This window comes from Actinomyces sp. Marseille-P3109 (assembly GCF_900323545.1).
Lineage (GTDB): Bacteria > Actinomycetota > Actinomycetes > Actinomycetales > Actinomycetaceae > Actinomyces.
This window is the reverse complement of sequence record NZ_OOHN01000008.1, coordinates 2,635,980-2,658,759: the sequence shown is the minus strand read 5'-3', so window position 1 is coordinate 2,658,759 and position 22,780 is coordinate 2,635,980. Positions and strand designations below refer to the sequence as shown.

Annotated in this window: 20 protein-coding genes and 1 tRNA gene; 15 read left to right on the top strand and 6 right to left on the bottom strand. The window is 69.9% G+C overall.

The window, feature by feature from the left end; translation table 11 throughout:
* Positions 1–75: 75 nt before the first annotated feature.
* On the top strand, positions 76–819 hold the full coding sequence (mtnN, locus tag BQ8008_RS11490; protein WP_108834107.1) for a 5'-methylthioadenosine/S-adenosylhomocysteine nucleosidase: 744 nt from the start codon (positions 76–78) through the stop codon (positions 817–819).
* Positions 820–942: 123 nt separating this feature from the next.
* Here the strand turns inward: mtnN and BQ8008_RS11485 are convergent, their stop codons facing one another.
* The gene (locus BQ8008_RS11485; protein ID WP_108834106.1) at positions 943–1,290 is read right to left on the bottom strand and encodes a winged helix-turn-helix transcriptional regulator; all 348 of its coding nucleotides are present in this window, start codon (positions 1,288–1,290) and stop codon (positions 943–945) included.
* A 65-nt stretch (positions 1,291–1,355) separates the two neighbouring features.
* Between BQ8008_RS11485 and BQ8008_RS11480 the strand changes: the two genes are divergently transcribed.
* Positions 1,356–2,222: an NmrA family NAD(P)-binding protein gene (locus BQ8008_RS11480; RefSeq protein ID WP_108834105.1), complete on the top strand. Its 867-nt coding sequence runs from the start codon at positions 1,356–1,358 to the stop codon at positions 2,220–2,222.
* Between the two features lie 166 nt (positions 2,223–2,388).
* Here BQ8008_RS11480 and BQ8008_RS11475 read toward each other — a convergent pair whose 3' ends face one another.
* On the bottom strand, positions 2,389–2,697 hold the full coding sequence (locus BQ8008_RS11475) for an MTH1187 family thiamine-binding protein (RefSeq protein ID WP_108834104.1): 309 nt from the start codon (positions 2,695–2,697) through the stop codon (positions 2,389–2,391).
* Between the two features lie 88 nt (positions 2,698–2,785).
* Between BQ8008_RS11475 and BQ8008_RS11470 the strand changes: the two genes are divergently transcribed.
* Positions 2,786–3,502: a MerR family transcriptional regulator gene (locus BQ8008_RS11470; RefSeq protein ID WP_108834103.1), complete on the top strand. Its 717-nt coding sequence runs from the start codon at positions 2,786–2,788 to the stop codon at positions 3,500–3,502.
* A complete protein-coding gene (locus BQ8008_RS11465) occupies positions 3,492–3,920 on the top strand; it encodes a carboxymuconolactone decarboxylase family protein (RefSeq protein WP_108834102.1) in 429 nt (142 codons plus the stop codon). The genes BQ8008_RS11470 and BQ8008_RS11465 overlap by 11 nt, the downstream gene beginning before the upstream one ends.
* A gap of 171 nt (positions 3,921–4,091) precedes the next feature.
* Here the strand turns inward: BQ8008_RS11465 and BQ8008_RS11460 are convergent, their stop codons facing one another.
* Positions 4,092–5,669, bottom strand: a complete 1,578-nt coding sequence (locus tag BQ8008_RS11460; RefSeq protein ID WP_199908042.1) for an aspartate:alanine exchanger family transporter — start codon at positions 5,667–5,669, stop codon at positions 4,092–4,094.
* Positions 5,670–5,969: 300 nt separating this feature from the next.
* Here BQ8008_RS11460 and BQ8008_RS11455 point away from each other — a divergent pair, with 300 nt between their 5' ends.
* The 3 genes from BQ8008_RS11455 (at position 5,970) to BQ8008_RS11445 (ending at position 9,342) form a co-directional block, all read left to right on the top strand.
* Positions 5,970–8,360 (top strand): carbon starvation CstA family protein, encoded by a 2,391-nt coding sequence (locus tag BQ8008_RS11455; protein WP_108834100.1) that lies wholly within the window; start codon positions 5,970–5,972, stop codon positions 8,358–8,360.
* Positions 8,357–8,680: a CstA-like transporter-associated (seleno)protein gene (locus tag BQ8008_RS11450; RefSeq protein WP_234415375.1), complete on the top strand. Its 324-nt coding sequence runs from the start codon at positions 8,357–8,359 to the stop codon at positions 8,678–8,680. Before BQ8008_RS11455 ends, BQ8008_RS11450 begins: the two co-directional genes overlap by 4 nt.
* 77 nt (positions 8,681–8,757) lie before the next feature.
* Entirely contained in the window at positions 8,758–9,342 is a 585-nt protein-coding gene (locus BQ8008_RS11445; protein WP_199907988.1) for a VanZ family protein, read from the top strand.
* Between the two features lie 257 nt (positions 9,343–9,599).
* On the opposite strand, the gene BQ8008_RS11440 is transcribed toward BQ8008_RS11445, so the two are convergent.
* Positions 9,600–9,683, bottom strand: a tRNA-Leu gene (locus BQ8008_RS11440).
* Positions 9,684–9,940: 257 nt separating this feature from the next.
* Here BQ8008_RS11440 and BQ8008_RS11435 point away from each other — a divergent pair.
* From BQ8008_RS11435 to pknB, 7 genes are read left to right on the top strand one after another with little or no spacing between them, the layout of a single operon-like run.
* Positions 9,941–10,648, top strand: coding sequence for an FhaA domain-containing protein (locus tag BQ8008_RS11435; protein ID WP_108834099.1), 708 nt, complete (start codon positions 9,941–9,943; stop codon positions 10,646–10,648).
* On the top strand, positions 10,645–11,121 hold the full coding sequence (locus BQ8008_RS11430) for an FHA domain-containing protein FhaB/FipA (protein WP_108834098.1): 477 nt from the start codon (positions 10,645–10,647) through the stop codon (positions 11,119–11,121). The genes BQ8008_RS11435 and BQ8008_RS11430 overlap by 4 nt, the downstream gene beginning before the upstream one ends.
* On the top strand, positions 11,118–12,548 hold the full coding sequence (locus tag BQ8008_RS11425) for a PP2C family protein-serine/threonine phosphatase (protein WP_108834097.1): 1,431 nt from the start codon (positions 11,118–11,120) through the stop codon (positions 12,546–12,548). The genes BQ8008_RS11430 and BQ8008_RS11425 overlap by 4 nt, the downstream gene beginning before the upstream one ends.
* A 1-nt stretch (position 12,549) precedes the next feature.
* Positions 12,550–14,298 (top strand): FtsW/RodA/SpoVE family cell cycle protein, encoded by a 1,749-nt coding sequence (locus BQ8008_RS11420; RefSeq protein WP_108834096.1) that lies wholly within the window; start codon positions 12,550–12,552, stop codon positions 14,296–14,298.
* Positions 14,295–15,797, top strand: a complete 1,503-nt coding sequence (locus BQ8008_RS11415) for a peptidoglycan D,D-transpeptidase FtsI family protein (RefSeq protein WP_108834095.1) — start codon at positions 14,295–14,297, stop codon at positions 15,795–15,797. The genes BQ8008_RS11420 and BQ8008_RS11415 overlap by 4 nt, the downstream gene beginning before the upstream one ends.
* Positions 15,794–16,921 carry a serine/threonine-protein kinase gene (locus BQ8008_RS11410; protein ID WP_108834094.1) on the top strand — a complete coding sequence of 376 codons (1,128 nt, stop codon included), beginning with the start codon at positions 15,794–15,796 and terminating at the stop codon, positions 16,919–16,921. The genes BQ8008_RS11415 and BQ8008_RS11410 overlap by 4 nt, the downstream gene beginning before the upstream one ends.
* Positions 16,918–18,966: a Stk1 family PASTA domain-containing Ser/Thr kinase gene (gene pknB, locus BQ8008_RS11405; RefSeq protein ID WP_108834093.1), complete on the top strand. Its 2,049-nt coding sequence runs from the start codon at positions 16,918–16,920 to the stop codon at positions 18,964–18,966. The genes BQ8008_RS11410 and pknB overlap by 4 nt, the downstream gene beginning before the upstream one ends.
* Positions 18,967–19,061: 95 nt before the next feature.
* Here pknB and BQ8008_RS11400 read toward each other — a convergent pair whose 3' ends face one another.
* Together BQ8008_RS11400 and BQ8008_RS11395 are read right to left on the bottom strand one after the other, a co-directional pair.
* The gene (locus BQ8008_RS11400) at positions 19,062–19,769 is read right to left on the bottom strand and encodes a response regulator (RefSeq protein ID WP_108834092.1); all 708 of its coding nucleotides are present in this window, start codon (positions 19,767–19,769) and stop codon (positions 19,062–19,064) included.
* A 135-nt stretch (positions 19,770–19,904) separates the two neighbouring features.
* Complete coding sequence (locus BQ8008_RS11395) at positions 19,905–21,338, bottom strand: ATP-binding protein (protein WP_234415374.1); 1,434 nt, start codon at positions 21,336–21,338, stop codon at positions 19,905–19,907.
* Between the two features lie 438 nt (positions 21,339–21,776).
* Between BQ8008_RS11395 and BQ8008_RS11390 the strand changes: the two genes are divergently transcribed.
* The gene (locus BQ8008_RS11390) at positions 21,777–22,541 is read left to right on the top strand and encodes a DUF4352 domain-containing protein (protein ID WP_108834090.1); all 765 of its coding nucleotides are present in this window, start codon (positions 21,777–21,779) and stop codon (positions 22,539–22,541) included.
* Positions 22,542–22,780 lie beyond the last annotated feature (239 nt).

The following is a 22,780-nucleotide window of genomic DNA, read 5'->3' as shown; positions in this document are numbered from 1 at the left end:
CCGGATTCGATCAACCGTCAAAGCCGTCCCGTCTGGACACTTTCAGGGCTCGGGCGCCCTCTGTAGGCTCAGCGCGTGAGTCGCACCAGTGCCGCGCCCGTCATCGTCTCCTGCGCCATGGCCGAGGAGGCCCAGCCCTTCCTGGACGCCCTGCCCGAGCGCGAGTGGGCCCGGCCTCCGGCCCTGCTCGGCGCTGCACGCGCCTGGTCACTCCAGTTGCCCGACAGCGAGCGCGAACTCATCCTGGTGCGCAGCGGCATCGGGCTCGTGGCGGCCGCGAGCGCGCTGGCGGCCACCCTGGCTCAGGTTCGCCCCGGCGCCGTCATCTCGGCGGGAACCACCGGAGGGCTCGGCCGACAGGTCGAGGTCGGGGACGTGTGCGCCTCGGCGAGCCTGGCCTACACCGATGCCGACGCCACCGCCTTCGGTTACGTCCGCGGCCAGACCCCGGGCCAGCCGGAGACCTTCGCCGGGGACCCGGCCCTGCTGGAGCGCCTGGAGCAGGTGGGCCCGGAGGCCCTGCGCGACGCCACGGCGTCGTCGGACTCGGCACACCTGCACGTCGGCCAGATGCTGGCCGGGAGCTCCTTCGTGACGGCCGCGAACGTGGCCGACACCCGCGAGGTCTTCCCGGCGGCGCTGAGCACGGACATGGAGTCGACGGCGCTGGCACAGGTGGCGGCGAGCGCGGATCTCCCCTTCGTCTCGGTGCGCGGTGTGTCCGACCTGTGCGGCCCCGAGGCGGGCCAGGACTTCCACATCGCCGCCGAGGAGGCCGCCGCCCGCAGCGCCGCGGTCGTCCTGGCTCTGCTCAGCTGAGGAGCTGACGCCCCCGCACCTCATCGACTTTTTCTTCATAGATCGACCTGTTCTTCACAAACGACCCGGAGCCGCGTCGTTTATGAAGTTTTGGTCGGTTTGCCAGCCTGGCGCAGGCGCGCCTCACCGGCGCGAGTCGCGCTGCGGCGTGAAGGCCGACGTCGGGCAGCTGACGCCCCACTCGTTCATCGCGTCAAGCACCGGCCGCAGGCTCCTGCCCAGTTCGGTGAGCTCGTAGACGACGCGGGGCGGCACCTCGGGGAAGGCGCTCCGGGTCACGATCCCGCGCGACTCGAACATCCGCAGCCGGCTGGTCAGCGTGTGCGCACTGATCCCCGGCAGGGCGGCGCGCAGCTCCCCGAAGCGCTGCGGGCCGTGCATGAGCTCGCGCACGATGAGCGTCGCCCACGGCCCGTCGAACAGCAGCAGGAACCTCGCCACCCCGCACTCGGGAAGATCGACCTCACTCATGACGTCGAAACCTACCCCAATAGTGCAGTTGACGTAACTGATGCACCGTATGCACTAATGGCGCCATGGTTGACATCATTCATGGCGCCACAGGCGCTCAAGGCTCTCCCGTCCTGTCCGCTCTGACCTCCGCCGGGCGCACCGCCATCGCAGCGGTCCGCCACCCTGAAACCGTTCCCGCCGGCATCGCCGCTCGACAGGTCGACCTGGCCTCGGCTGACTCCCTCGCCTCCGCCTACGAGGGCGCCGACGGCGTCTTCGTCCACCTGCCCATGGGCGCACCAGAGGCGGCTGCCGCCCAGGCCCGGGCCGTCGTCGAGGCCGTCACTCGGGCCCGCCCCGGTCGCGTTGTCATCTCCACCAGCGGGCAGATCGTCGACCAGCCGGGATCACCGCTGCAGGCGCCCGCGGACAGCCCCGTCATGACGCTCATCGACGGCGTGACCGGCAGCGGCGTCCCCACGGCCGTGGTCGCCCCGCGCCTCTACCTGGAGAACCTTCTCCTGCCGGTCGTCCTGATTCCCGTGCGTGAGGAGGGCGTCCTGCGCTACCCGCTTCCGGCGTCGTTCCCGGTCTCCTGGAGCTCGCACCTGGACGTGGCCGAGGTCGTCGCCCGCCTGCTCACGGATGCCTCCCCCACCACGGGCACGGTCGCCGTCGGTCACCTGCCCGGACTGACGGGACCGGACCTGGCCGCGTCCTTCTCCAGCCGCCTGGGCCGCGAGGTCCGCTTCGAGGGCGTCACGCCGGAGGCCTTCGGCGAGCTCATCACGCCGCTCTTCGGGCCGGCCGCGGCGCCGGTCGTCGAGCTCTACCAGGTCCTCAACACGCAGGACTGCAGCACCATCGCCGAGGACGGCAGCGCCCAGGAGCTCCTGGGACTCCGGCCGCGCTCGATCGAGCAGTGGCTGAAGGACCTGGCGGTCTCGTAGCCGGACTCACCGACATTTTCTTCATAGATAAACCTATTCTTCATAGATGACCCGGAGCCGCGTCGTTTATGAAGAATTTGTCGGTTTGCCGGCCGGCACGGGCTTCTGGGCGCGACATCGCGGCGACAGCAGGGAGCGGGCAAGCTGCGGGCGTCTGCCGGGCGGCTCAGTCGGCCTGGCGCAGCCGAGCCTCGACGCGCTCGACCTTCGCGGTCATCTGGCCGGTCCAGCCGGGGCGGATGTCGGCCTTGAGGACGAGCGCCACGCGCGGACTCACCTCGGCGACCGCCTCGCAGGCCCGCTTGACCACGTCCATGCACTCGTCCCACTCGCCCTCGATCGTGGTGAACATCGAGGTCATCTCATAGGGCAGGCCCGAGTCGCGCACCACGCGCACGGCTCGGGCCACCGCCTCGGAGACCGAGCCGTCGGGCGCGTCAGTGGTGGTCGGGGACACGGAGAAGGCCACAAGCATGCGGCCAGGCTAGCCCCACAACGCCGCCAGGGTCGCCGCTCCGGCTGCTCTTGTCTTCGAGCGCGCTCGACGTCCTACGGTCTGCATCATGACCAGCGCGACCGCTCCGGGCAGCGAGCCCGACGACGTCCGACTCCACGAGGCGCTTCAACTCGCCTCCGTTCCACCCAGTGACGACGTCGGGCCGGAGACCTGGCCAGGAGAGGCCGGCTGGGACATTGCTACCACCGCCGCTCACCTGGGGGTCAGCGCACACACGCTGCGCTACTACGAGCGGATCGGGCTCGTGCGGGTGGGGCGTGACGCCTTCGGGCACCGTCGTTACGATGCCGTAGCCTTGCGGCGCCTGGTCTTTCTCACCCGGATGCGGACCTCGGGCATGCCGATCCGCGACCTGCGTCGCTACGTCGACATGGTCGAGGACGGCCGGGACACGGTGCCCGATCGCCTGGCCATACTCACCGAGCACCGCGACGACCTGCGTGTCCGGATCGACGGGCTCCAGCTCGCACTGGCCGCCACCGAGTACAAGATCGCCGTCTACACCCGACAGCTGGAGGAGCGGGCCACCACGGACGGCGTCGGCAACGTCAATGACATCGACGGCGGGGCGGCTGGGGACAACCACTCCTCGCCCGATTCCGACGTCGCAGCTGGTACGCACGGCACCACCCTCAGCGCCCGCCGCCCTCGGGACTCCAACGGGCGCCACATCACGAACCGCGTCAAGACGCCCGACAGGCACCACCAGCTCCCAACGCACTCGTACCGACAAACCGACAAGGAGAACCCTCATGACCACTGAAGCCGCTCGCCCCCAGTACAACGTCGACAGCCCCGAGAACCTGGCCCGGCGCGAGCGCGGCCTGGAGGTCGCCCGCTCGGTCGATGGTGAGGCGGCCCAGGCCGTCATCGACTCGCTGGCGGACATCAGCCCGGCGCTCGGCCACCACATCGCGGCCTTCGGCTTCGGGGACGTCTACTCCCGCCCCGGCCTGGACCCGCGCAGCCGCCAGCTCGTCACGATCGGCGTGCTCACGGCCCTGGGCGGCTGCGAGCCGCAGTTGCGGATCCACATCGGGGCCGCCCTCAACGTGGGTCTGACCCGCGAGGAGATCATTGAGGCGATCCTGCACGCCTCGGTTTACGCCGGCTTCCCGCGAGCACTCAATGCGACCTTCGTGGCCCGCGAGGTTTTCACCGAGCGCGACGCCGCCGACTGATCGTTCGCGTCGGCTCACCCCGCCCTCCCCGGGTGGGGACATCTCACGCGTACGGGGACAGGATTTCTGTCCCCGACGGCGTCGAATGTCCCCACGCGGCTCAGGCTGCGCCCGGCCGCGCGGAATGTCCCCGGCCGCAGGGGAAGGCAGGAACGGCCGACCGTATCCGTGCTACAGCGCCACGAGGACCTGGACCATGACGATCTTGACGACGATGGCCAGGGCGAACAGGGTCGCGTAGCCGGCCTCGATGCGCTCGTCGTCGCGCTTGGACAGAGCGAAGGCGAGGATCGCGGGCTGCCCGACGAGCCCCGCCAGGCCCCCGGCGGCGCGCTGCGCCGACACCCCGGCCCAGCGCGCCCCAGCGAGCAGGACGATCGCATTGACCACCACGATGAGGGCGGCGAGCACCCCCACCTTGAGGCCCGTCGTCGAGAAGGCCGACGCCGCGAAGTCCGGCCCGGAGGCCAGTCCGATCGCGGCCAGGAAGAACAGCAGCCCCAGCTGGCGGATGGTGGCGTTGGCGGCGTGCGGCAGCCCCCACACGAAAGGGCCGGTGCGCCCCACCCAGCCCAGGACCATGCCGACGACGAGCGGCCCGGCCGCCACCCCGAGCCGCAGGGTGATCCCGCCGGGCAGCGGGATCGCGACCAGCCCCACCAGGACGCCGAGCGCCATGCCGATGCCCACGGAGAAGGCGTCGATCTGGGCGATGGAGCGCTCGGAGTCGCCGAACCAGTCGGCGGCCTTCTCCAGCTCATCGCTGGGCACGACCGCCAGCACCCGGTCGCCGAGCTCCAGGACGAGGTCCTCGCGGGCCAGCAGGTCCAGGTCGCCGCGCTTGACGCGGGTGATGACGCCCTGGAAGCGCCCGGGCATGTCCACCTCGGCGATGGTGCGCCCGGCCACGCGCGTGGAGGACACGGTCAGGCGCCGGAAGTCGACGACGCTGCGGTCCTTGGCCAGGCACTTGTTGAGCCCGGTGCCCAGGTCGTGCATGGCGGACTCGACGGCGGCCGGGGCCCCGACGATGACGACCTTGTCCCCGGGCAGCAGCTCCTCGCCGGGGGCGACGACGCGGGTGTCGCCGTCGCGCTCGAGGTAGGAGATGCGGATGCGGCCCTCCTTGAAGGCCTCCATCTCGCCGAGGGCCACGCGCTGGAGCAGGTAGACGCTCGTGGCGGTGATGCCGTCGGCGCTGGCGGGGCGCGGGTCGCGCCGCCCGGGCCAGGACCGGCCCACGACCCCGGCCACGATGAGGATGGCGACGGCCACGCCCACGGGGTAGGCCAGGGCGTAGCCGACGGCGGGCTCCTGGGTTCCCGCCGCCTCGATCGCGGCGTCGAGCACGGGTGAGGTGAGGGCGCCCGCGTAGGCGCCGGAGTCCATGGCCGGGCTCACGCCGGTCAGGTGGGAGTAGAGACCGCCCACCCCGCCGGCGAGCACGAGGGCGACGACGCACAGGGCCATGAGCGGCAGCTGCCTGCGCAGATCGCGGAAGAAGGTGTTGCCGGCGGCCAGGCCCACGGTGTAGCAGAACAGGGCCAGGCCGAGGCTTCGCAGCAGGGTGAGGTTCGCGCCCAGGCGGGGATCGAGGGCCCCGACCGCCAGCCCCACGAAGAGCGCCCCGGCCGCCCCGAAGCGGATCGGCCCGAGCGGGACCTGCCCGACGGCGGTCCCCAGACCGATGACGAGGAAGACGGTGAGGATCGGCGCCTGCGCAAGGACGTCGAGGACGGGATGAAGCATGGACACCACGCCAGGGTAGCCGCATGGTTCCGTGCGCTGATCCCGGCGCCAGGCCTCAGTTGGACACGGAGACGCGTCGCCGGGGCGTGCCCTGGCCGACGTCGCGCGCGAAGCAGGCGGGTAACCGATGAGAGTTAACTCCAACTGATGGGACAAATAAGCTGGCACTCGGCATGGCGATCTACTTTTCGTCGTCAGGCGCATCGGTTGCTTCCCTTATTCCACCAGGAGGAATACCCTGGATAGGTCACCGGAGACGATGACGTCACACCTTTTCTCGACGACGAGAACGGAATCCCGATGCCCCAGAAAGAAGCCTCCTTACCCACCTACTCACCGGAGGAGGAGAAACGGATCATCCGCAACGCCGACGGCGTCCCGGTCGGCATACGTCCTGACAATCGATGGACACCCGCGAGGATCGCCACGTGGGTGGTCATCACTGCCCTGGGCGTCCTGGGCTGGTGGATGCTGGCGATCGTGCGCGGTGAGCACGTCAACACCATCTGGTTCGTGGTCACCGCCGTGTGCACCTACGCGATCGGGTACCGCTTCTACGCCCTCTACGTCCAGCGGCGCATCATGCGCCCCGACGACACCAACGCCACCCCGGCCGAGCGCATCAACAACGGCCGCGACTTCGACCCCACCCACCGCGTCGTCCTCTACGGCCACCACTTCGCGGCCATCGCGGGCGCCGGCCCGCTGGTGGGCCCTGTCCTGGCCGCCCAGATGGGTTACCTGCCCGGCACCCTGTGGATCATCATCGGCGTGCTCGTGGCCGGTGCGATCCAGGACATGCTCGTCCTGTTCTTCTCCATGCGCCGCGGCGGCCGCTCACTGGGCCAGATGGCCACCGACGAGATCGGCAAGATCGGCGGCATCGTGGCGACCATCGTCGTCTTCGTCATGCTCATGATCGTTCTGGCGGTCCTGGCCATGGTCTGCGTCAACGCCCTGGCCGCCTCCCCCTGGGGCGTCTTCTCGGTGGGCATGACGATCCCGATCGCCATCGGGATGGGCCTGTGGCTGCGCTTCGTCCAGCCCGGCAAGATCACCCAGGTTTCCTTCGCCGGCTTCGGCCTGCTCATCGCCGTCATCATCGGCGGGCGCTGGGTGGCCGAGTCCTCCCTGGGCCACTACCTGCACCTGTCCCCCACCGCCCTGGTGTGGGCGATGATCATCTACGGCTTCCTGGCCGCGGTCCTGCCGGTGTGGGTCCTGCTCACCCCGCGCGACTACCTGTCGACCTTCATGAAGATCGGCACCATCACGATCCTGGCCCTGGGCATCATCATCGTGCGCCCACTGGTGGAGATGGCCGCCGTCACCGAGTTCGCCTTCAACACCGACGGCCCGGTCTTCGCGGGCACCCTCTTCCCCTTCCTGTTCATCACCATTGCCTGCGGGGCCCTGTCCGGCATGCACGCCATGGTCTCCTCGGGCACCAGCCCCAAGATGGTGGAGAAGGAGACCCAGGTCCGCATGATCGGCTACGGCGGCATGCTCATGGAGTCCTTCGTGGCGATCATGGCGCTGGCGGCCGCGGTCTCCCTGAGCCCGGGCGTCTACTTCTCCATGAACACCTCGACGGCGACCATGAACAAGATCGCCGGCCCCGAGACGGTCGCCGCAGCCCCCTGCAAGACCACCGACGACCCCGAGCACCACTGCGAGAAGCTCGCCGAGGCCGCCGTGGCCAAGCTCGGCGTCACCGACGCCCAGGGCCGCAAGCTCAACCCCGAGTGGGAATCCTGGGATGACAACGGCAACCCCAAGACCTACACGGGCGCCGAGGCCCTGGAGCGCCTGGCCAGCGACGTCGGTGAGCCCAACGTCGTCTCGCGCACCGGAGGCGCCCCCACCCTGTCGGTGGGCATCGCCCACATCCTCCACCAGATCGGCGGCGGGCGCGCCATGATGGGCTTCTGGTACCACTTCGCCATCATGTTCGAGGCCCTGTTCATCCTCTCGGCCGTCGACGCCGTCACCCGCGTGGCCCGCTTCCAGCTCTCCGACGCGCTGGGCAACGCCTTCCCCAAGTTCAAGGACCCGTCCTGGCACGTGGGCGCCTGGGGGACCACGGCCGTCGTCGTCGCCTCCTGGGGATCCCTGCTCCTCATGGGCGTGACCGACCCTCGTGGAGGCATCCAGACGCTCTACCCGCTGTTCGGTATCGCCAACCAACTCATCGCAGCCGTGGCCCTGCTGGTGGTCACCGTCATGGTGGTGCGCAAGGGCTATACGAAGTGGGTGTGGATCCCCGCGATCCCGCTGGCCTTCGACACAGCCGTCACCTTCACGGCCTCGTGGCAGAAGATCTTCTCCACCGACCCGCTCGTGGGCTACTTCCAGCAGCACCGCAACGCCAAGGCGCTCCTGCCCACGCTCACCGACCCGGCCAAGATCGAGGAGACCCGGGCGATCGTGCGCAACACGATGATCCAGGGGACGCTGTCGATCATCTTCCTGGTCATGGTCGCCTTCGTCATGGTGTGCGCGCTCATCCGCATCATCAACACGATCCGCAACCGGGACACGACGACGTCGGAGGACCCGTACCAGGAGTCCAACTTCTACGCGCCCGAGACGATGGTCGCCTCCTCGCTCATGAAGAAGGTCTCCCAGGAGTACGAGCAGGTCGGTGACCCGGCCCTCATCCCCCAGCGGGCCCACGCGGAGAAGTCATGACGCCGACCGGTCCGACGACGCAGCCGACAGATCAGGTGGCAGGGCGGTCCGCGGAGCACGCAGCAGGGCAACCGGGCACCCGTCGTCAGGTGCGTGAGGCCCTGGCCCGGGCCCGCGCCCTGTGGCGGGACATGACCGGGGAGTCGGCTTACGACCGCTACCTGGAGTGCTACGCCCGCGAGCACGCCGGCTGCCCGAGCCGCCCCGACGGCGCCCACGGGTCAGGGCATGAGCCGGGGCACGGCCCCATGAGCGAGCGAGAGTTCTGGCGCGCCCGGGCCAGGCAGGCCGAGACGGAGATCTCAACCCGCTGCTGCTGAGTCCCGGGGCACACCCTTGTGCTGCGATCGTTACCGCCCGCCTTCCGGGTTCCTCGGAGGGCGGGCGGTAGCGTCGCGTGCTCACCCAGCAATCCGCACCCTCGCCCCTGGCATCCGCTGACTCCCCCGAAACGTCCGAGACCTCCCCCGAGGCACCCTCGGTGGCTCCCGCCGAGACCCCCACCGACATCTCGGCTGACCGCGAACCCTTCGTTCAAGCGCTCTCCCACCAGCGCCACGAGAGCCCGCACCCGCACCGTGCCCCGCACGAGCGGATGGCCCGCGTCGCGGCGGTCGTCCTGCTGGCCGTCGTCTGCGTGGCGGTCGTGTGGCCCTCCGGGCACGACGTCGCCGAGCTCAAGGACTCGCTGGGGCCGGCCTTCCTCAGCGCGGAGGGCAAGGACGTCATCCTCAACCTGGTGATGCTGGCACCGGCCACCTTCTGCGCCGTCGCGGGCTGGCGGGACGTTCCTTGGTGGATGTGGGCGCTGGTGGGCTGCGTCGTCGGGCTGAGCGCCGAGGTGCTCCAGAGCCTCCTGCCGATGCTGGAGCGCAGGCCCTCGCTGGCCAATGTCGGCCAGAACGCCGTCGGCGCCTGGGCCGGGGCCCTGGCCGCCTGGTACCTGCTGCGCCGCCTGCACCCCCGGTCCGCCTCGGCATGAGCCGGTCCGCCTCGACCTGAATCCCCTGTCATCACCGGAACGACGACGTACTTTCATCACGAGGACTGCGTTCTCTCAAAGACGGCAACGCCCAGATCCCAGTCATCCTGGACGAAACGCAGTCCTCACCACGGAAGTACGTCCGCAACGGCCACCGAGCCGCTGATCCGCACCAAGGCCGACGGCGTTGACCGCACGACAGGGACGCCGCGGACAGCGAAAGGCCCGGACCTTGCGGCCCGGGCCTTTCCGTTCTGTGCGCGGGGGGGGACTCGAACCCCCATGATCGTAAGATCACACGGACCTGAACCGTGCGCGTCTACCAATTCCGCCACTCGCGCGAGAAGCGAGCATGAGAATAGCCCGCCGGGACCACATTCGTCCAATCCCCAGCCCCACATCGGGCCGTGAGACCGCTCACGACACAATTACCTCACACAGACAGGGCCGTCTTCCCTGCAATGTCTTCGATACCGTTACGATGGGAGAACGGTATCGGCCTGCGAGCAGGTCCGTGCAGGCCCAAGCGAGGCGGGGCAGTCCCGCCTCCCGGCTCCATCCCGGGGGCCGCCACACCACATTGGGGGAGGTACTGTCCATGGGATTCCTGGACAAGTTCGAGAAGGGCGTCGAGAACGTCACGAACCGCGCCATGTCCCGTTTCTCGGACGACATCGAGCCCATCGAGATCGCCTCGAAGCTCCGCGAGACCATGGACAAGCGCGCCGCGTCCTTCGCGCGCGACCGTTCAGTGGTTCCCAACATCTTCCGCATCCACCTCACCCCGCCGAGCATCGAGCGCATCACAGCCTGGGGCCAGGATGAGATGGTGCGTCAGATGGAGGAGGTGGCCACCTCGCACGCCGCCGACCAGGGCTACTCCTTCGTCGGCCCGGTCGAGGTCTCCTTCCTGATCAACAACAACCCCAACGCCCCGGCCATCGAGATCGAGTCCTCGACGCGACGCGGCGCCGCCGCCCCCGCCGCCGCCGCCACCGCCACCCCGGCGCACCCGATCGTCGACATCAACGGCCAGCGATACCTGCTCACCGGCCCGGTCACCGTCATCGGGCGCGGATCGGAGGCGGACATCATCGTCGACGACTCCGGCGTCTCACGCCGCCACCTGGAGATCCGCCTGACGCACGGCAACGCCATCGCCAGCGACCTGGGCTCGACCAACGGAACCTTCGTCGAGGGCCAGCGGGTCGACGCCGTCACGCTCGTCGACGGCAACACCCTCACCATCGGCCGCACCCAGATCCTGTTCTGGGACGGCACCCAGAACAGCGGAGTCAACGGGTGAGCGCACTCGCCTTCACGATCCTACGGCTGGGCTACCTGGTCCTGCTGTGGTTCTTCCTGTACCTCATCGTGCGCGTCATGCGGCGAGACATGGCCGACTCCCCCGCCGCAGCCCCGTCGCGTCGACGCTCCGCGGGCGCCTCCGAGCAGCCGTCGGGCCCTCCCCCCAGGGGCCGACGCCGTAGCGCCACCCGCCTGGTCATCACCGAGGGGCCCCTGGCCGGCTCGACCGTGCCCCTGAGCCCCTCGTCGATCATCATCGGCCGCTCGCCCTCGTGCACCCTGGTCCTCGACGACTCCTACGCCTCGTCACGCCACGCCCGCGTCTTCCCCAAGGACGGCGCCTGGTGGCTGGAGGACCTCGGCTCCACCAACGGAACCATGATGGACGGCCGCCCCGTGCACGGCGCCGTGGAGCTCCCCATGAACATTCCTGTCAGAATCGGCCAAACGACGCTGGAGCTGCGCTCATGACCATCTCCCTGCGCTTCGCCGCGCGCTCCGACGTCGGCCTGGTCCGCCAGTCCAACCAGGACTCGGGCTACGCCGGCCCCCACCTGTGCGTCCTGTGCGACGGGATGGGCGGACCCGCTGGCGGAGACATCGCCTCGGCGGTCGCCGTCGAGCACCTCATGCCCCTGGACGCCGACTCCCACCAGGCCGGCGAGCTGCTGGGCCTCATGCGTGACGCCGTCCAGGCCGCCCACACCGAGCTCGTCACCCTGTCCTCGCAGGACCCCGACCTCGCCGGCCTGGGCACCACCTGCATCGGCGTCATGCGCAGCGGCAACAAGCTCGCCATGGTCCACGTGGGCGACTCGCGCGCCTACATGCTGCGCGACGGCACCCTCACCCAGGTCACCACCGACCACACCTTCGTGGAGTACCTCGTGGAGACCGGGCGCCTCACCCGCGACCAGGCCCGCCAGCACCCCCAGCGCTCGGTCCTCCTGCGCGTCCTGGGGGACACCGAGGGCGAGGTCCAGCTCGACGAGTCGATCCGCGAGGCCGTTCCCGGCGACCGCTGGCTGCTGTGCTCCGACGGCCTGAGCGGCCCGGTGACCGCCGAGACCATCGGAGAGGTCCTGGCCGGAGTCGCCGACCCCGGCCAGGCCGCGGACCAGCTCGTCGACCTCGCGCTGCGCGCCGGCGGACCGGACAACGTCACCGCCGTCGTCTTCGACGTCGTCAAGGACGACCCCGAGCCGCAGACCGTCCCCCAGGTGGTGGGCAGCGCCGCCACCGAGCGCCTGGCCCAGGAGCGTGCGGCGGCCGCCCATCGCAAGGCCGGAGGCCAGAGCGAGGCCAAGGACACTGAGGGCGCCAGCCCCGCCGCCAAGGCCGCGGCCCTCATGGCCACCCTGGAGGATCAGCCCGACTCCACGTCCACGAAGGACTCCTCCGACGTCGACGAGGCCATCGCCGCCGAGGCCGCCACCCAGGAGAAGGCCCGACGCCGTCACCGCCGTCGGGTCCTGGTGGGAAGCCTCGTCCTGCTGGTGACGATCGTCGGCGCCAGCGCCCTGTTCTACCGCTGGACCCAGACCCGCTACTACGTCTCCACCTACGACGGTCAGGTCGCCATCTACCAGGGGATCCCCCAGTCCATCGGCCCCCTCAAGCTGAGCCACTCGGTCAGGGCCTATGCCGACCTGCCGGTGAACAGGCTCGACGACAACATTCGCGAGCGCCTGGAGGACACCGTTGCTCAGGACTCGATGAGCGCCGCCAAGACCTACGTCGACAAGACGGTCCGCTCCCACGTCAAGCCGGCCGGCTCCCGGCAGGGCTCTCCGAGTGCCAGCGCCACGCCCTCCCCGACATCATCCCCAGCGTCCACTCCCGCACCGGAGGCGCCCGCCGATCCGGCTCAGCCCGATCAGGCCGGGCAGGAGGGATGAGATGACTGGAGCACCAGGCCCCCTCGGCGCCCCCGCGGGCGTTGCGACGATCCAGCCCGCCGGCACCGCGCGGCACTCGGGCCGGTGGGCGGAGGCGGTGCTGCTCGGCTTCGCCCTGGTTCTCGGCCTGGGCGGCTTCGTGCTCACCGCCCTCAACCGCACCGGCTCCTCCCCCGCGCAGACCGTCATGCTGGGGGGCGCTTTCCTCGGTCTGACCGTCCTCATGCACCTGTGGGTGCGCTACACCGCCCCGTGGGCCGACCCGGTCCTCCTGCCGGCGGCGGTGGCGCTCAACGGGATCGGCCTGGCCATGATCCAGCGCCTGGACCTGGCGTATGAGGCCAACGAGCAGTGGCAGTTCTACGTCGGATCCAAGCAGCTCATCTGGACGCTTCTGGGCGTCATCCTCTTCTGCGCCGTGCTCTTCCTGCTGCGCGACTACCGGCGCCTGCGACGATGGGACCGCTGGGCCATGTGGTCCGGTCTGGTCTTCCTCGTCCTGCCCTTCCTGCCCTTCATCGGCCAGAGCATCAACGGGGCCCGGATCTGGATCCGGATCGGCCCCATGAGCTTCCAGCCGGCCGAGCTGTCCAAGGTGCTCCTGGCGGTCTTCTTCGCCTCCTACCTGGTGGCCAACCGCGACAACCTGGCCCTGGCGGGTCGCAAGTTCCTGTGGATGAGCCTGCCCCGCGCCCGGCACCTCGGTCCCCTGTTCATCGTGTGGGGCGTGAGCATCTGCGTCCTGGTCCTCCAGAAGGACCTGGGCTCCTCGGTCCTCCTGTTCGGCCTGTTCGTCGTCGTTCTGTACGTGGCCACCGACCGGCCCTCCTGGCTGCTCATCGGCGCCGCCCTGTTCCTCCCGGCGGCCTGGTTCGCGGCCACCCACCTCCACCACGTCCAGCAGCGCATCAACGGCTGGCTTCACGCCACCGACAACGCCGTCTACAACGCCGCCGGCGGCTCCTGGCAGCTGCTGACGGGCATGTTCGGCATGTCCACCGGCGGGCTCATGGGCGCCGGTTGGGGCAAGGGCTCCCCGACGCTCGTCACCTTCGCCAACTCCGACTTCATCTTCGCCTCGCTGGGCGAGGAGCTGGGCCTGACCGGCACGCTCGCCATCCTCATGCTCTACCTCGTCCTCATTCAGAGGGGGCTGCGCACCGCGGTCTCGCTGCGCGACGGCTTCGGCAAGCTCCTGGCCGTGGGCCTGTCCTTCGCGATCGCCCTGCAGATCTTCGTCGTCATCGGCGGCGTGACCCGACTCATCCCGCTGACCGGGCTCACCCTGCCCTTCCTGGCCTACGGCGGGTCCTCGCTCCTGGCCAACTGGGTCATCCTGGCCCTCCTGCTGCGCCTGTCCGACGCCGCTCGCCGCCCCGCCACCCAGGCCCCCCGGATCATCGACACCGCCGAGCTGCCAACCTCTCTGCGCCGTCGGGTCCAGGACGCCGGAGCCGAGGAGCCGGCCGAGGCCGCCGTCGACGACGCGCCTACCGACGCTCCCACCGGAGGCTACGGTCCCACCGGAGGCTACGGCGGCGCCGGAGCCGAGCCGGCCGGCGCAGCCAACGGCTACGCTCTCCCGCCCGCCGCGTCGTCCCCGGGCAACGCGTTTGACGACGCGGCCCGCACGGTCACCGTCAGCCCGGAGGCGCCGCCCCCACCGCGTACCGCACCGGACGGGGAGACGCTGCGCTCATCGCGCGCCCCGGGTTTCACTGACGACAGCGACAGGAGGCAGCAACCATGAATCGACAGATCCGTCAGGTCGCCTTCCTGGTGCTGGTCATGTTCGCCGCGCTGTCGCTGTCCGTCACCAGCGTCCAGGGCCTGGCCCGCCCCGCCGTCTGGGAGCCGCTGTCCGCCAACGGCGCCCTCAACTCTGATCCACGTAATCGCCGCACGGTAAAACGGGACTTCGACACCGAGCGCGGCCCGATCCTGCTCGCCGGAAGCACCGCCATCGCCAGTACCGAGAAGTCCGACGACGGCCAAGGCTCGGAGAGCTACCAGCGGGTCTACGCCAACGGGCCGCTCTACGCCCCGGTGACCGGCTACTTCTCACCCGCCTTCGCCTCCATGACCGGCATGGAGAAGGAGGGCAACTCCGTACTCAACGGCGACGACCCATCCCTGTTCTCCTCGCGGATCAAGACCCTTGTCACCGGCGACTCCCAGAGGGGCGGCGCGGTCGAGCTCACCATCAAGCCGGAGATCCAGGAGGCGGCCTACGACGCCCTGGCCGGACGCGAGGGCGCCGTCGTCGCCCTGGATCCCAGCACCGGGGCCATCCTCGCCATGGTCTCCTCGCCCTCCTACGACCCGTCCGCGTTCGCTACCCGTGACGGGAACGCCGCCAACGAGGCCAACACGGCTCTCAGCGAGGACTCCTCCCGGCCGCTGGACAACCGGGCCATCGCTGGCAACCGCTACCCTCCGGGGTCCACCTTCAAGATCATCACCACCGCGGCGGCGCTGCGCACCGGCAAGATCACGACGGACGCCGAGGTCGACGCCCCCGACACCATCACCCTGCCGGGCACCAGCCACTCCTTGGAGAACTACAACGGGGAGTCCTGTGACGGCGGACGGACCAGCTTCTCCCACGCCTTCGCCGAGTCCTGCAACACGCCCTTCGCCCAGCTGGCCATGGACGTTGGAGACGAGGAGCTCGCCAAGGAGGCGAAGAACTGGGGCTTCGGTTCAGACCTGTCCATCCCGCTGAAGGTGACCCCCTCGGTCTACCCGGACAACGACTCGCAGGCGCAGACCGCGATGGCCGGCATCGGCCAGGCGTCGGTGCAGGCGACCCCGATGATGATGGCGATGGTGGCCGCCACCGTGGCCAACAACGGGGAGCAGATGACCCCTTACCTGGTCTCGCGCACGTTGGACCCTGACCTCAACGAGATCAGCACCACCTCCAAGAAGGAGGCCCGCACCCCGATCGACTCCGCCACCGCCAAGTCCCTGACCTCCCTCATGCAGACCGCCGTCGCCGAGGGCACGGGCACGAGCGCCCAGGTCGCCGGGGTCCAGGTGGCCGGTAAGACCGGTACTGCTGAGACCGGATCGGACAGCGGTCCCACCACCTGGTTCGTGGGCTTCGCCGGAACGGACATCAACAAGCCCCAGATGGCGCTCGCCGTCGTGCTCGACGGCAATGCCGAGACCCAGGACGGCGCCACCGGCGGCAAGGTGGCCGGCCCCGTCGCCGCCCAGGTCATCGACGCGGCGGTGGATCAGTGAAGCCATTCGCCGGACTCCAGCTCCAGGGCCGCTACGAGCTCGTGGAGCAGATCGCCCTGGGCGGCATGGGCCAGGTGTGGCGCGCCACCGACCTGCGCTCGGGCAGGGCCGTGGCCGCCAAGATCCTGCGGCCCGAGCTGACCGGGGACGAGATCTTCCTGTCCCGTCTGCGCGCGGAGGCCAAGAACTCCCAGGGCCTGCGCCACCCCAACCTCGCCGTCGTCCTGGACTCCGGGGAGAAGGACGGCACCGGCTGGCTCATCATGGAGCTCGTCCAGGGCCGTGCCCTGTCCGACATCATCGCCGAGAAGGGCACTCTGTCCCCCGCCGAGATCCTGCCGATCCTGGCGCAGGTGGCCCGCGCCCTCCAGGTCGTCCACGACTCCGGCGTCGTCCACCGAGACGTCAAGCCCTCCAATATCCTCATCAACCGCGAGGGCCTGGCCAAGCTCACTGACTTCGGCATCTCCACCGGCATCAACCAGCGCCCGCTGACGGCCTCGGGCATGGTCATGGGCACCGCCCAGTACCTCGCCCCCGAGCAGGCCATGGGCAACATGGCCACCCCGGCCGGCGACCTCTACGGGCTGGGCATCATCGCCTACGAGGCCCTGGTGGGGCGCCGTCCCTTCAGCGGTGCCACCCAGGTGGACATCGCCTTCGCTCACGTCAATGAGGAGGTCCCCGCCCTTCCCGACGCCGTCCCGCCGCAGGTGCAGGCGATCGTCCTCAAGCTGCTCGCCAAGAAGCCGGCCGACCGACCGCACTCGGCTCGCGAGGTGGCCCGCGCCCTGGACCGGGCAGTCGTGAACCTGCCCACGGACTCCTGGGATCCCCGTGAGGCGCTCAGCTGGGAGTCCACCGGTCGGCGCGGTCCGCAGACCCGCGAGCTGCCGCAGCCGGCCGCGGTGCGTCCCGGCCGTCACGCCGCCGAGGAGCCGACGCCGTCGCGCACCGCCCGGCACGCCTCGGGCCGGTCCTTCCTCGGTCTCAACCTGCTGACCCTGAGGGTCCTCATCCTGGCCCTCGTCGTCATCACCCTGCACAGCACGGGTACGCTTGCCCATGCGCATCAGGTCATGCCAGCCTTGATGCTGAGCATCCCTGTCAAGGAGGTACTGTGACCAGTCAGTTCCCCCAGGTCCTCGCGGGCCGTTATGAGATCCGCGACCTCATCGGACGTGGTGGTATGGCAGAGGTGCACCTCGGCTACGACACCCGCTTGTCGCGGGTCGTGGCCATCAAGTTGCTGCGTTCCGACATCGCCGGCGACCCGACCTTCCAAGCCCGTTTCCGCCGCGAGGCCCAGTCCGCAGCCGCGCTCAACCACCCCGCCGTCGTCGCCGTCTACGACTCCGGCGAGGAGGAGCTCCTTCAACCCGGCGGCGCCAGCCGCACCGTCCCCTACATCGTCATGGAGTATGTGGAGGGGCACACCGTCCGTGAGCTCCTCAGCGAGGGCGAGGCCGTTCCGATCCCGGAGGCGGTGGAGATCGTCTCCGGCGTCCTGGACGCCCTGGAGTACTCCCACCGGGTGGGCATCGTCCACCGCGACATCAAGCCCGGAAACATCATGCTGACCTCCACCGGCGCGGTGAAGGTCATGGACTTCGGCATCGCGCGCGCCATCGAGGACTCCGCCTCGACGGTGACCCAGACCCACACGGTGGTGGGCACCGCCCAGTACCTCTCACCGGAGCAGGCCCGCGGCGAGTCCGTGGACGCCCGCTCGGACCTGTATTCCACCGGATGCCTCCTCTACGAGCTCCTCACCGGTCAGCCGCCTTTCCAGGGCGACTCCGCGGTGGCCATTGCCTACCAGCACGTGCGGGAGATCCCTAAGCGGCCCTCCTCTCTGGCGGCAGACGTCCCCGAGTCCCTGGACCGGGTGATCCTCAAGTCGCTGGCCAAGAGCCGTGAGGACCGTTACCAGGACGCCGCCCATATGCGTGCCGATCTCCAGGCGGCCGCGCGGGGCATGTCGGTGGCCGCTCCGGCCGCCGACTCCTGGTCCCCGGCCACCTCGGTCATGGCCTCACCGGCCGCCGAGCCGGTCCATCCCACCTCCGCCTTCGCCCAGGTGCCCTCCGGGGCCTCCCCGACGCCCGCGGCGAAGGCGGCCGAGGAGCCCGAGGAGAAGCCCAAGAGCCACGCCTGGATCTGGATCCTCGTGTTCCTGCTGTTCGTGGCCCTGGCCGTCGTCGCCGGCCGGTGGGCCTCCGGCGCCTTCGACACCCGGCCGACCCCGACGCCGAGCGCCACCGTCAGTAAGGTGGACGTGCCTGACGTCAGTGGTCAGGATGAGGAATCGGCGAGGAAGACCATCGAGGACGTCGGCCTGAAGTTCGCCAAGGACGAGGTCGCCAACGACACCGTCAGCGAGGGCCTGGCCGTCTCCTCCGATCCCGAGAAGGGGACGAAGGTCGAGGCCGGCACCACTGTCACCGTCCACTTCTCCACCGGCTCGGCCATGGTCAAGGTGCCGGACCTGGAGGGCAAGTCCCAGAGCGAGGCCCGCGACGCCCTGAAGAATGCGGGGCTCGAGGCCGGCAACGTCACCCAGGAGGACTCCGCCTCGATCGCCAAGGACCGGGTCATCTACACCAACCCTTCGTCGGGCACCTCCGTCGAGCGCGGGACCACGGTGGACCTCGTGGTGTCCACCGGTAAAGCCTCCGTCCCCGACGTCTCCGGCCAGGACGAGGCCACGGCCAAGAAGACCATCGAGGACGCCGGCCTGAAGTTCAAGCGGGGCGACGACGTCACCTCCGCCGACGTCGAGCAGGGCAAGGCCGTCTCCTCCGACCCGGCCGCAGGCTCCAGCGCCTCGGCTGGAGACACGGTCACCGTGCACTTCTCCAGCGGGGCGGCAGCCACGCCGACACCGACGCCGACCGCCATGGTCACCGTCCCCTCGAATCTCAACGGGAAAACAGTCGACGATGCGACTGAAGAACTGCGGAATGTCGGCCTCACCGTCGGCACCCAGGTCCAGCAGTCCTCCGACAAGGTGGATTCTGGAAAGGTCATCGGCACGGAGCCAAAAGCCGGCACTCAGGTTCCTGCCGGTTCGAGTGTCAACCTCACGGTCTCCACGGGTAAAGGTGGGGGAGACAATGGCCACCAGCAACCAGCCAACCCCGTTCCTGGTGGCGGGGGCGGCAACTGATCATCGAAGAGCTCCCGTTCTGGACTCGATCTGATCCTTCGCTCATACGGCTGGCCCTTGAGACGTCGCAGTCTCAAGGGCCAGTTGCATAACTGTCACCCCAGCAGGCCGGCGCGCTCGGCGAGGACCGCCAGGTGCACCCGGTTGCGGGCGCCCACCCGGTCCTGGGCACTGTGCAGGTGGGTCTTGACGGTGGAGGGCGAGATGTAGAGCCTGCTGGCGATCTCCTCGGTGGTCAGCCCCTCGGCGGCGGCCGCGATGACGTCCAGTTCCCGCCTGCTGAGCCCGGCCGCGGCCTGCCTGGCCTGCGCCACGGCACGCCCGCGCTCCTCGGCACGGGCGTCGTAGGCCGCCGCCACCGGGGCCGCGGCTGTCGGTTGGGAGCGCACGTACCGCAGGAGCTCGGCCAGCGCCCCCGGGGACAGGACGGACTCGCCCGCCATGACCCGGCGCAGCCCGGCGTCGAGCTCCTCGGAGGCGGAGTACTTGAGCAGGTACCCCACGGCGCCGGCCTCGATGACCCGCACGACGGCGTCGTCCACGTCCCAGGTGGTCAGGGCCACGACGTGGGGGTGGCGCGGCGCCCGGCAGATCTGGCGCGTGGCCTCGATCCCGTCCATGACGGGCATGCCCAGGTCCATGAGCACGATGTCGGCCTCGACGCGACCGACGGCGTCGATCGCCTGACGGCCGTCTCCGGCCTCGGCGACCACCACGTAGTCCTCTCTCGGCCGCAGGAGCGGCTTGATGGCGGCGCGGGTGAGCGGGTCGTCGTCGACGAGGATGATGCGGACAGGGGACACCGGTGGCACGGGTGGGGCACGGGGCCAGCCTAGGTGCGCGCGCCGCCAGGTACACCATCCCTACGGCCCAGGCGCACTGTTTCTTCAGGCCGGCTGGCCAGCGCCCTCGCCGATATCTCCCGAGGCCCGGGCGGGTCAGCGGCCGGTTTGGCGGGAGTCCGCGGAGCGCCAGGGCAGGTGCGCGCTCACCACGAACCTGCCGCGGCCGTCGGGGCCGGCGTGGAACGTGCCTCCGCAGATCTCCGCCCGCCGGGCCATACCTCTCAGGCCGGAGCCGCCCTGGGAGTCGCCGGCCCCGGATCCGGCCCCGGAGCCGACGTCGTCGGCAGGGGGCGTGCTGGAAGCCTGGGCGCCCTGCTCGGTTGCCCGTTCCTGACGGGGGATCTGGTTGGCGCAGGTGATGTCGATGCCGGCCTCCGGCCCTCCCTCGACGCGCAGCTGGACGCTCATGCCGGGTGAGTGCTTGCGGGCGTTGGTCAGCGACTCCTGGACGATCCGGTAGACGGCGCGGGAGAGCACCTCGTCGGCCTCGGAGGCGCGATCGAGGTAGATCGATGAGCTCAGCGGCTGGCGGGCGGCGAGTACTCCGTCCACGACCTCCTTGAGGTCCTCCAGTCGCGGGGCGGGCTCGGACGCGCCCACCGGCTCACGCAGCACGGCGAGCAGGGAGCGCAGGTCCCGCATGGCACCCTGGGCCTCCTCCCGCACACGCTGGGCGGCGGCCCGGGGATCATCCTTATCCGAGGTGCCCGCCGGAGCCGAGCCGTCCTGCGAGTCCGACGTCGCCAGCACCCCTTGCTCGAGGGCGGCGGCGTGAAGGGCGAGCAGTGAGAGGCGGTGGCCGAGTCCGTCGTGCACCTCGCGGGCCACCCGCTCGCGCTCGGCCTGCAGGCTGACGGTGTCCGCCAGACGGGTCGAGGTTCGGGTCTGCTCCTGGGCGGTGCGCTCTGCGCGGGCCGAGGCGTCGGCGGCCTCCCGGGCCCGGCGCCGCGCCTCCTTCTCCCCGTCACGCGCGCGCAGCCACAGTCCGACGGCGATCGGCAGGGCCATCGCCACCATCGTGAGGAACAGCACCTGCGGCGTCGAGACGCGTGTGATGACATGCGGGTCGGGGGATCCGGAGGTGAGATTGCCGATCATCGAGTTCCCGGTGGAGCCGTAACTCGCGTCGCGGAAGAGCGCCACAAGGGTGCCGATGACCAGCAGCACGCCCGTGGCCCAGGGCACGGGGTCACGCAGGGAGCGGGCCCGACGCACCACGGTGGTGAAGGCGATGAGTCCCAACGTGGTGTCCAGGGCGGCCGCGATGCCCGCGAGCGCCGAGCCGACCGTGATCGTCACCGGCCAGCGCCGGCGTAGGAAGACCGCCACGAGGAGCACCAGCCCCATCAGGATTCCGGCGGCGTCGAGGAGTGGGTGACTCTCCTTGAGGACCTGCTCATGAGCGAAACGCGATCCCAGCGCAATGACGACCCCCAGGAAACACAGGGCGAACAGGCCCGCGGAGCGCAGGACCGCGAGGGTTACCTCCAGGGCCCGGCGTTGCGACTGCGACAGGGACGCCGCCATCGAAGGAACCGGACTCGCTGGGGCGAGGGGGGCGACGCCGTCAGGGACCGATGGCATCGGCGCCGGATAGGACGGCCCCGTTCCGACGGCGGTAGTCGGACGCGGAGGATAGGCGGAAGAGGCAGGGGGCGTGGAGTATGCGGGATAGCCGGGGACTGACATGTGCTCACTGTAGAGCCGGGCACTGACACGTGAGATCACCCGATAGGACACGATTCAGGCCGATGGAGCGCCGGCACCGCCGTCCTTTTGGACAGGCGCGATGAGTGCCCTTTTGGACAGCCGCCTCAGACTCATCGGTCGATGTGCACGGGGCGCCTCCGGGGCCATCGTTGTTCCCGTCAGCTGATCCCGTCAGCTCAAGCAATGACTCAAACCAGTACCGGCGCTGCCGCGTCCCGCTCAGCGCCTTCCCCCCATATCTCGAAGGACCCCATCATGACCAACCCAGTCAGCCCAGCCAGCCCAGTCCCGCCCTCGCCCGCCGGCACTCCCGTTCCGGGGTACCCCATGCCGCCCGCCTTCGGTCCTGCTCCCGAGCCGAAGCGCTCCTGGTTCGCCCGCCACAAGATCCTCACTGGTATCGGTGCGTTCGTCGGCGTCTGCGTCATCGCCTCGGCACTGAACGGTGGCGACGGCTCGGGGCAATCCGGCGCCGCCGCTCCCTCGCCCGTCGCCCAGTCAGTGGCCAGCGCCATCCCGCAGGAGACGGCCGGCCAGGACTCCGCCGCGGCACCCAACCCGGAGCAGCCGGCTCAGGCCGACGACGCGGGCAAGGCCGACGCGGGCAAGAGCGACTCCGGCCTGAGCTTCCCCGGGATGCAGAAGGGCGACGTCGTCGGTCATGCGGGCGAGGCGATCGACGACGACGGCATCCAGGTGACCGCCACGCCCGTGTCCGCGGGCGACGCCACTCTGGGCCCCACCGCCTGCTCCACCATCACGATCACCAACGGCTCCAAGAACACCCTGGACGTCAACGCCCTGGACTTCACGCTGCAGGACCCGGCCGGGGCGATCAGCAACAGCGGCTTCCTGGGCTCGAGCAACCACCTGTCCGCATCCAAGCTCATCGCGGGCGGCTCGGTCAGTGGCGATGTCTGCTTCGACGCCGACGTGTCGGCCGGGGGCCAGTACGTGCTCCTCTACAAGCCCACCCTCTCGCTGTTCGGACACCGCCGGGCCTGGGTCAACAATCTCTGACGCTCCACAGTGCCCACGGGTGCGTCTGACGCGTAAGGGGACATTCCGCGCGTCCGGGTGCGGTCCACAACTGGCCGGGGGCGTTCTGCGCGTGCGGGGACGGGAATCCTGTCCCCGCACGCGCCGTTTGTCCGCGGCTGTGCGGATTGTCCCCCGCCGCATGGATCGTCCCCGGCCACCAACCAAGGAGGATCCACGAGGAGTCGACACAACATCTGTTGACACTTATGGTGGTGAAA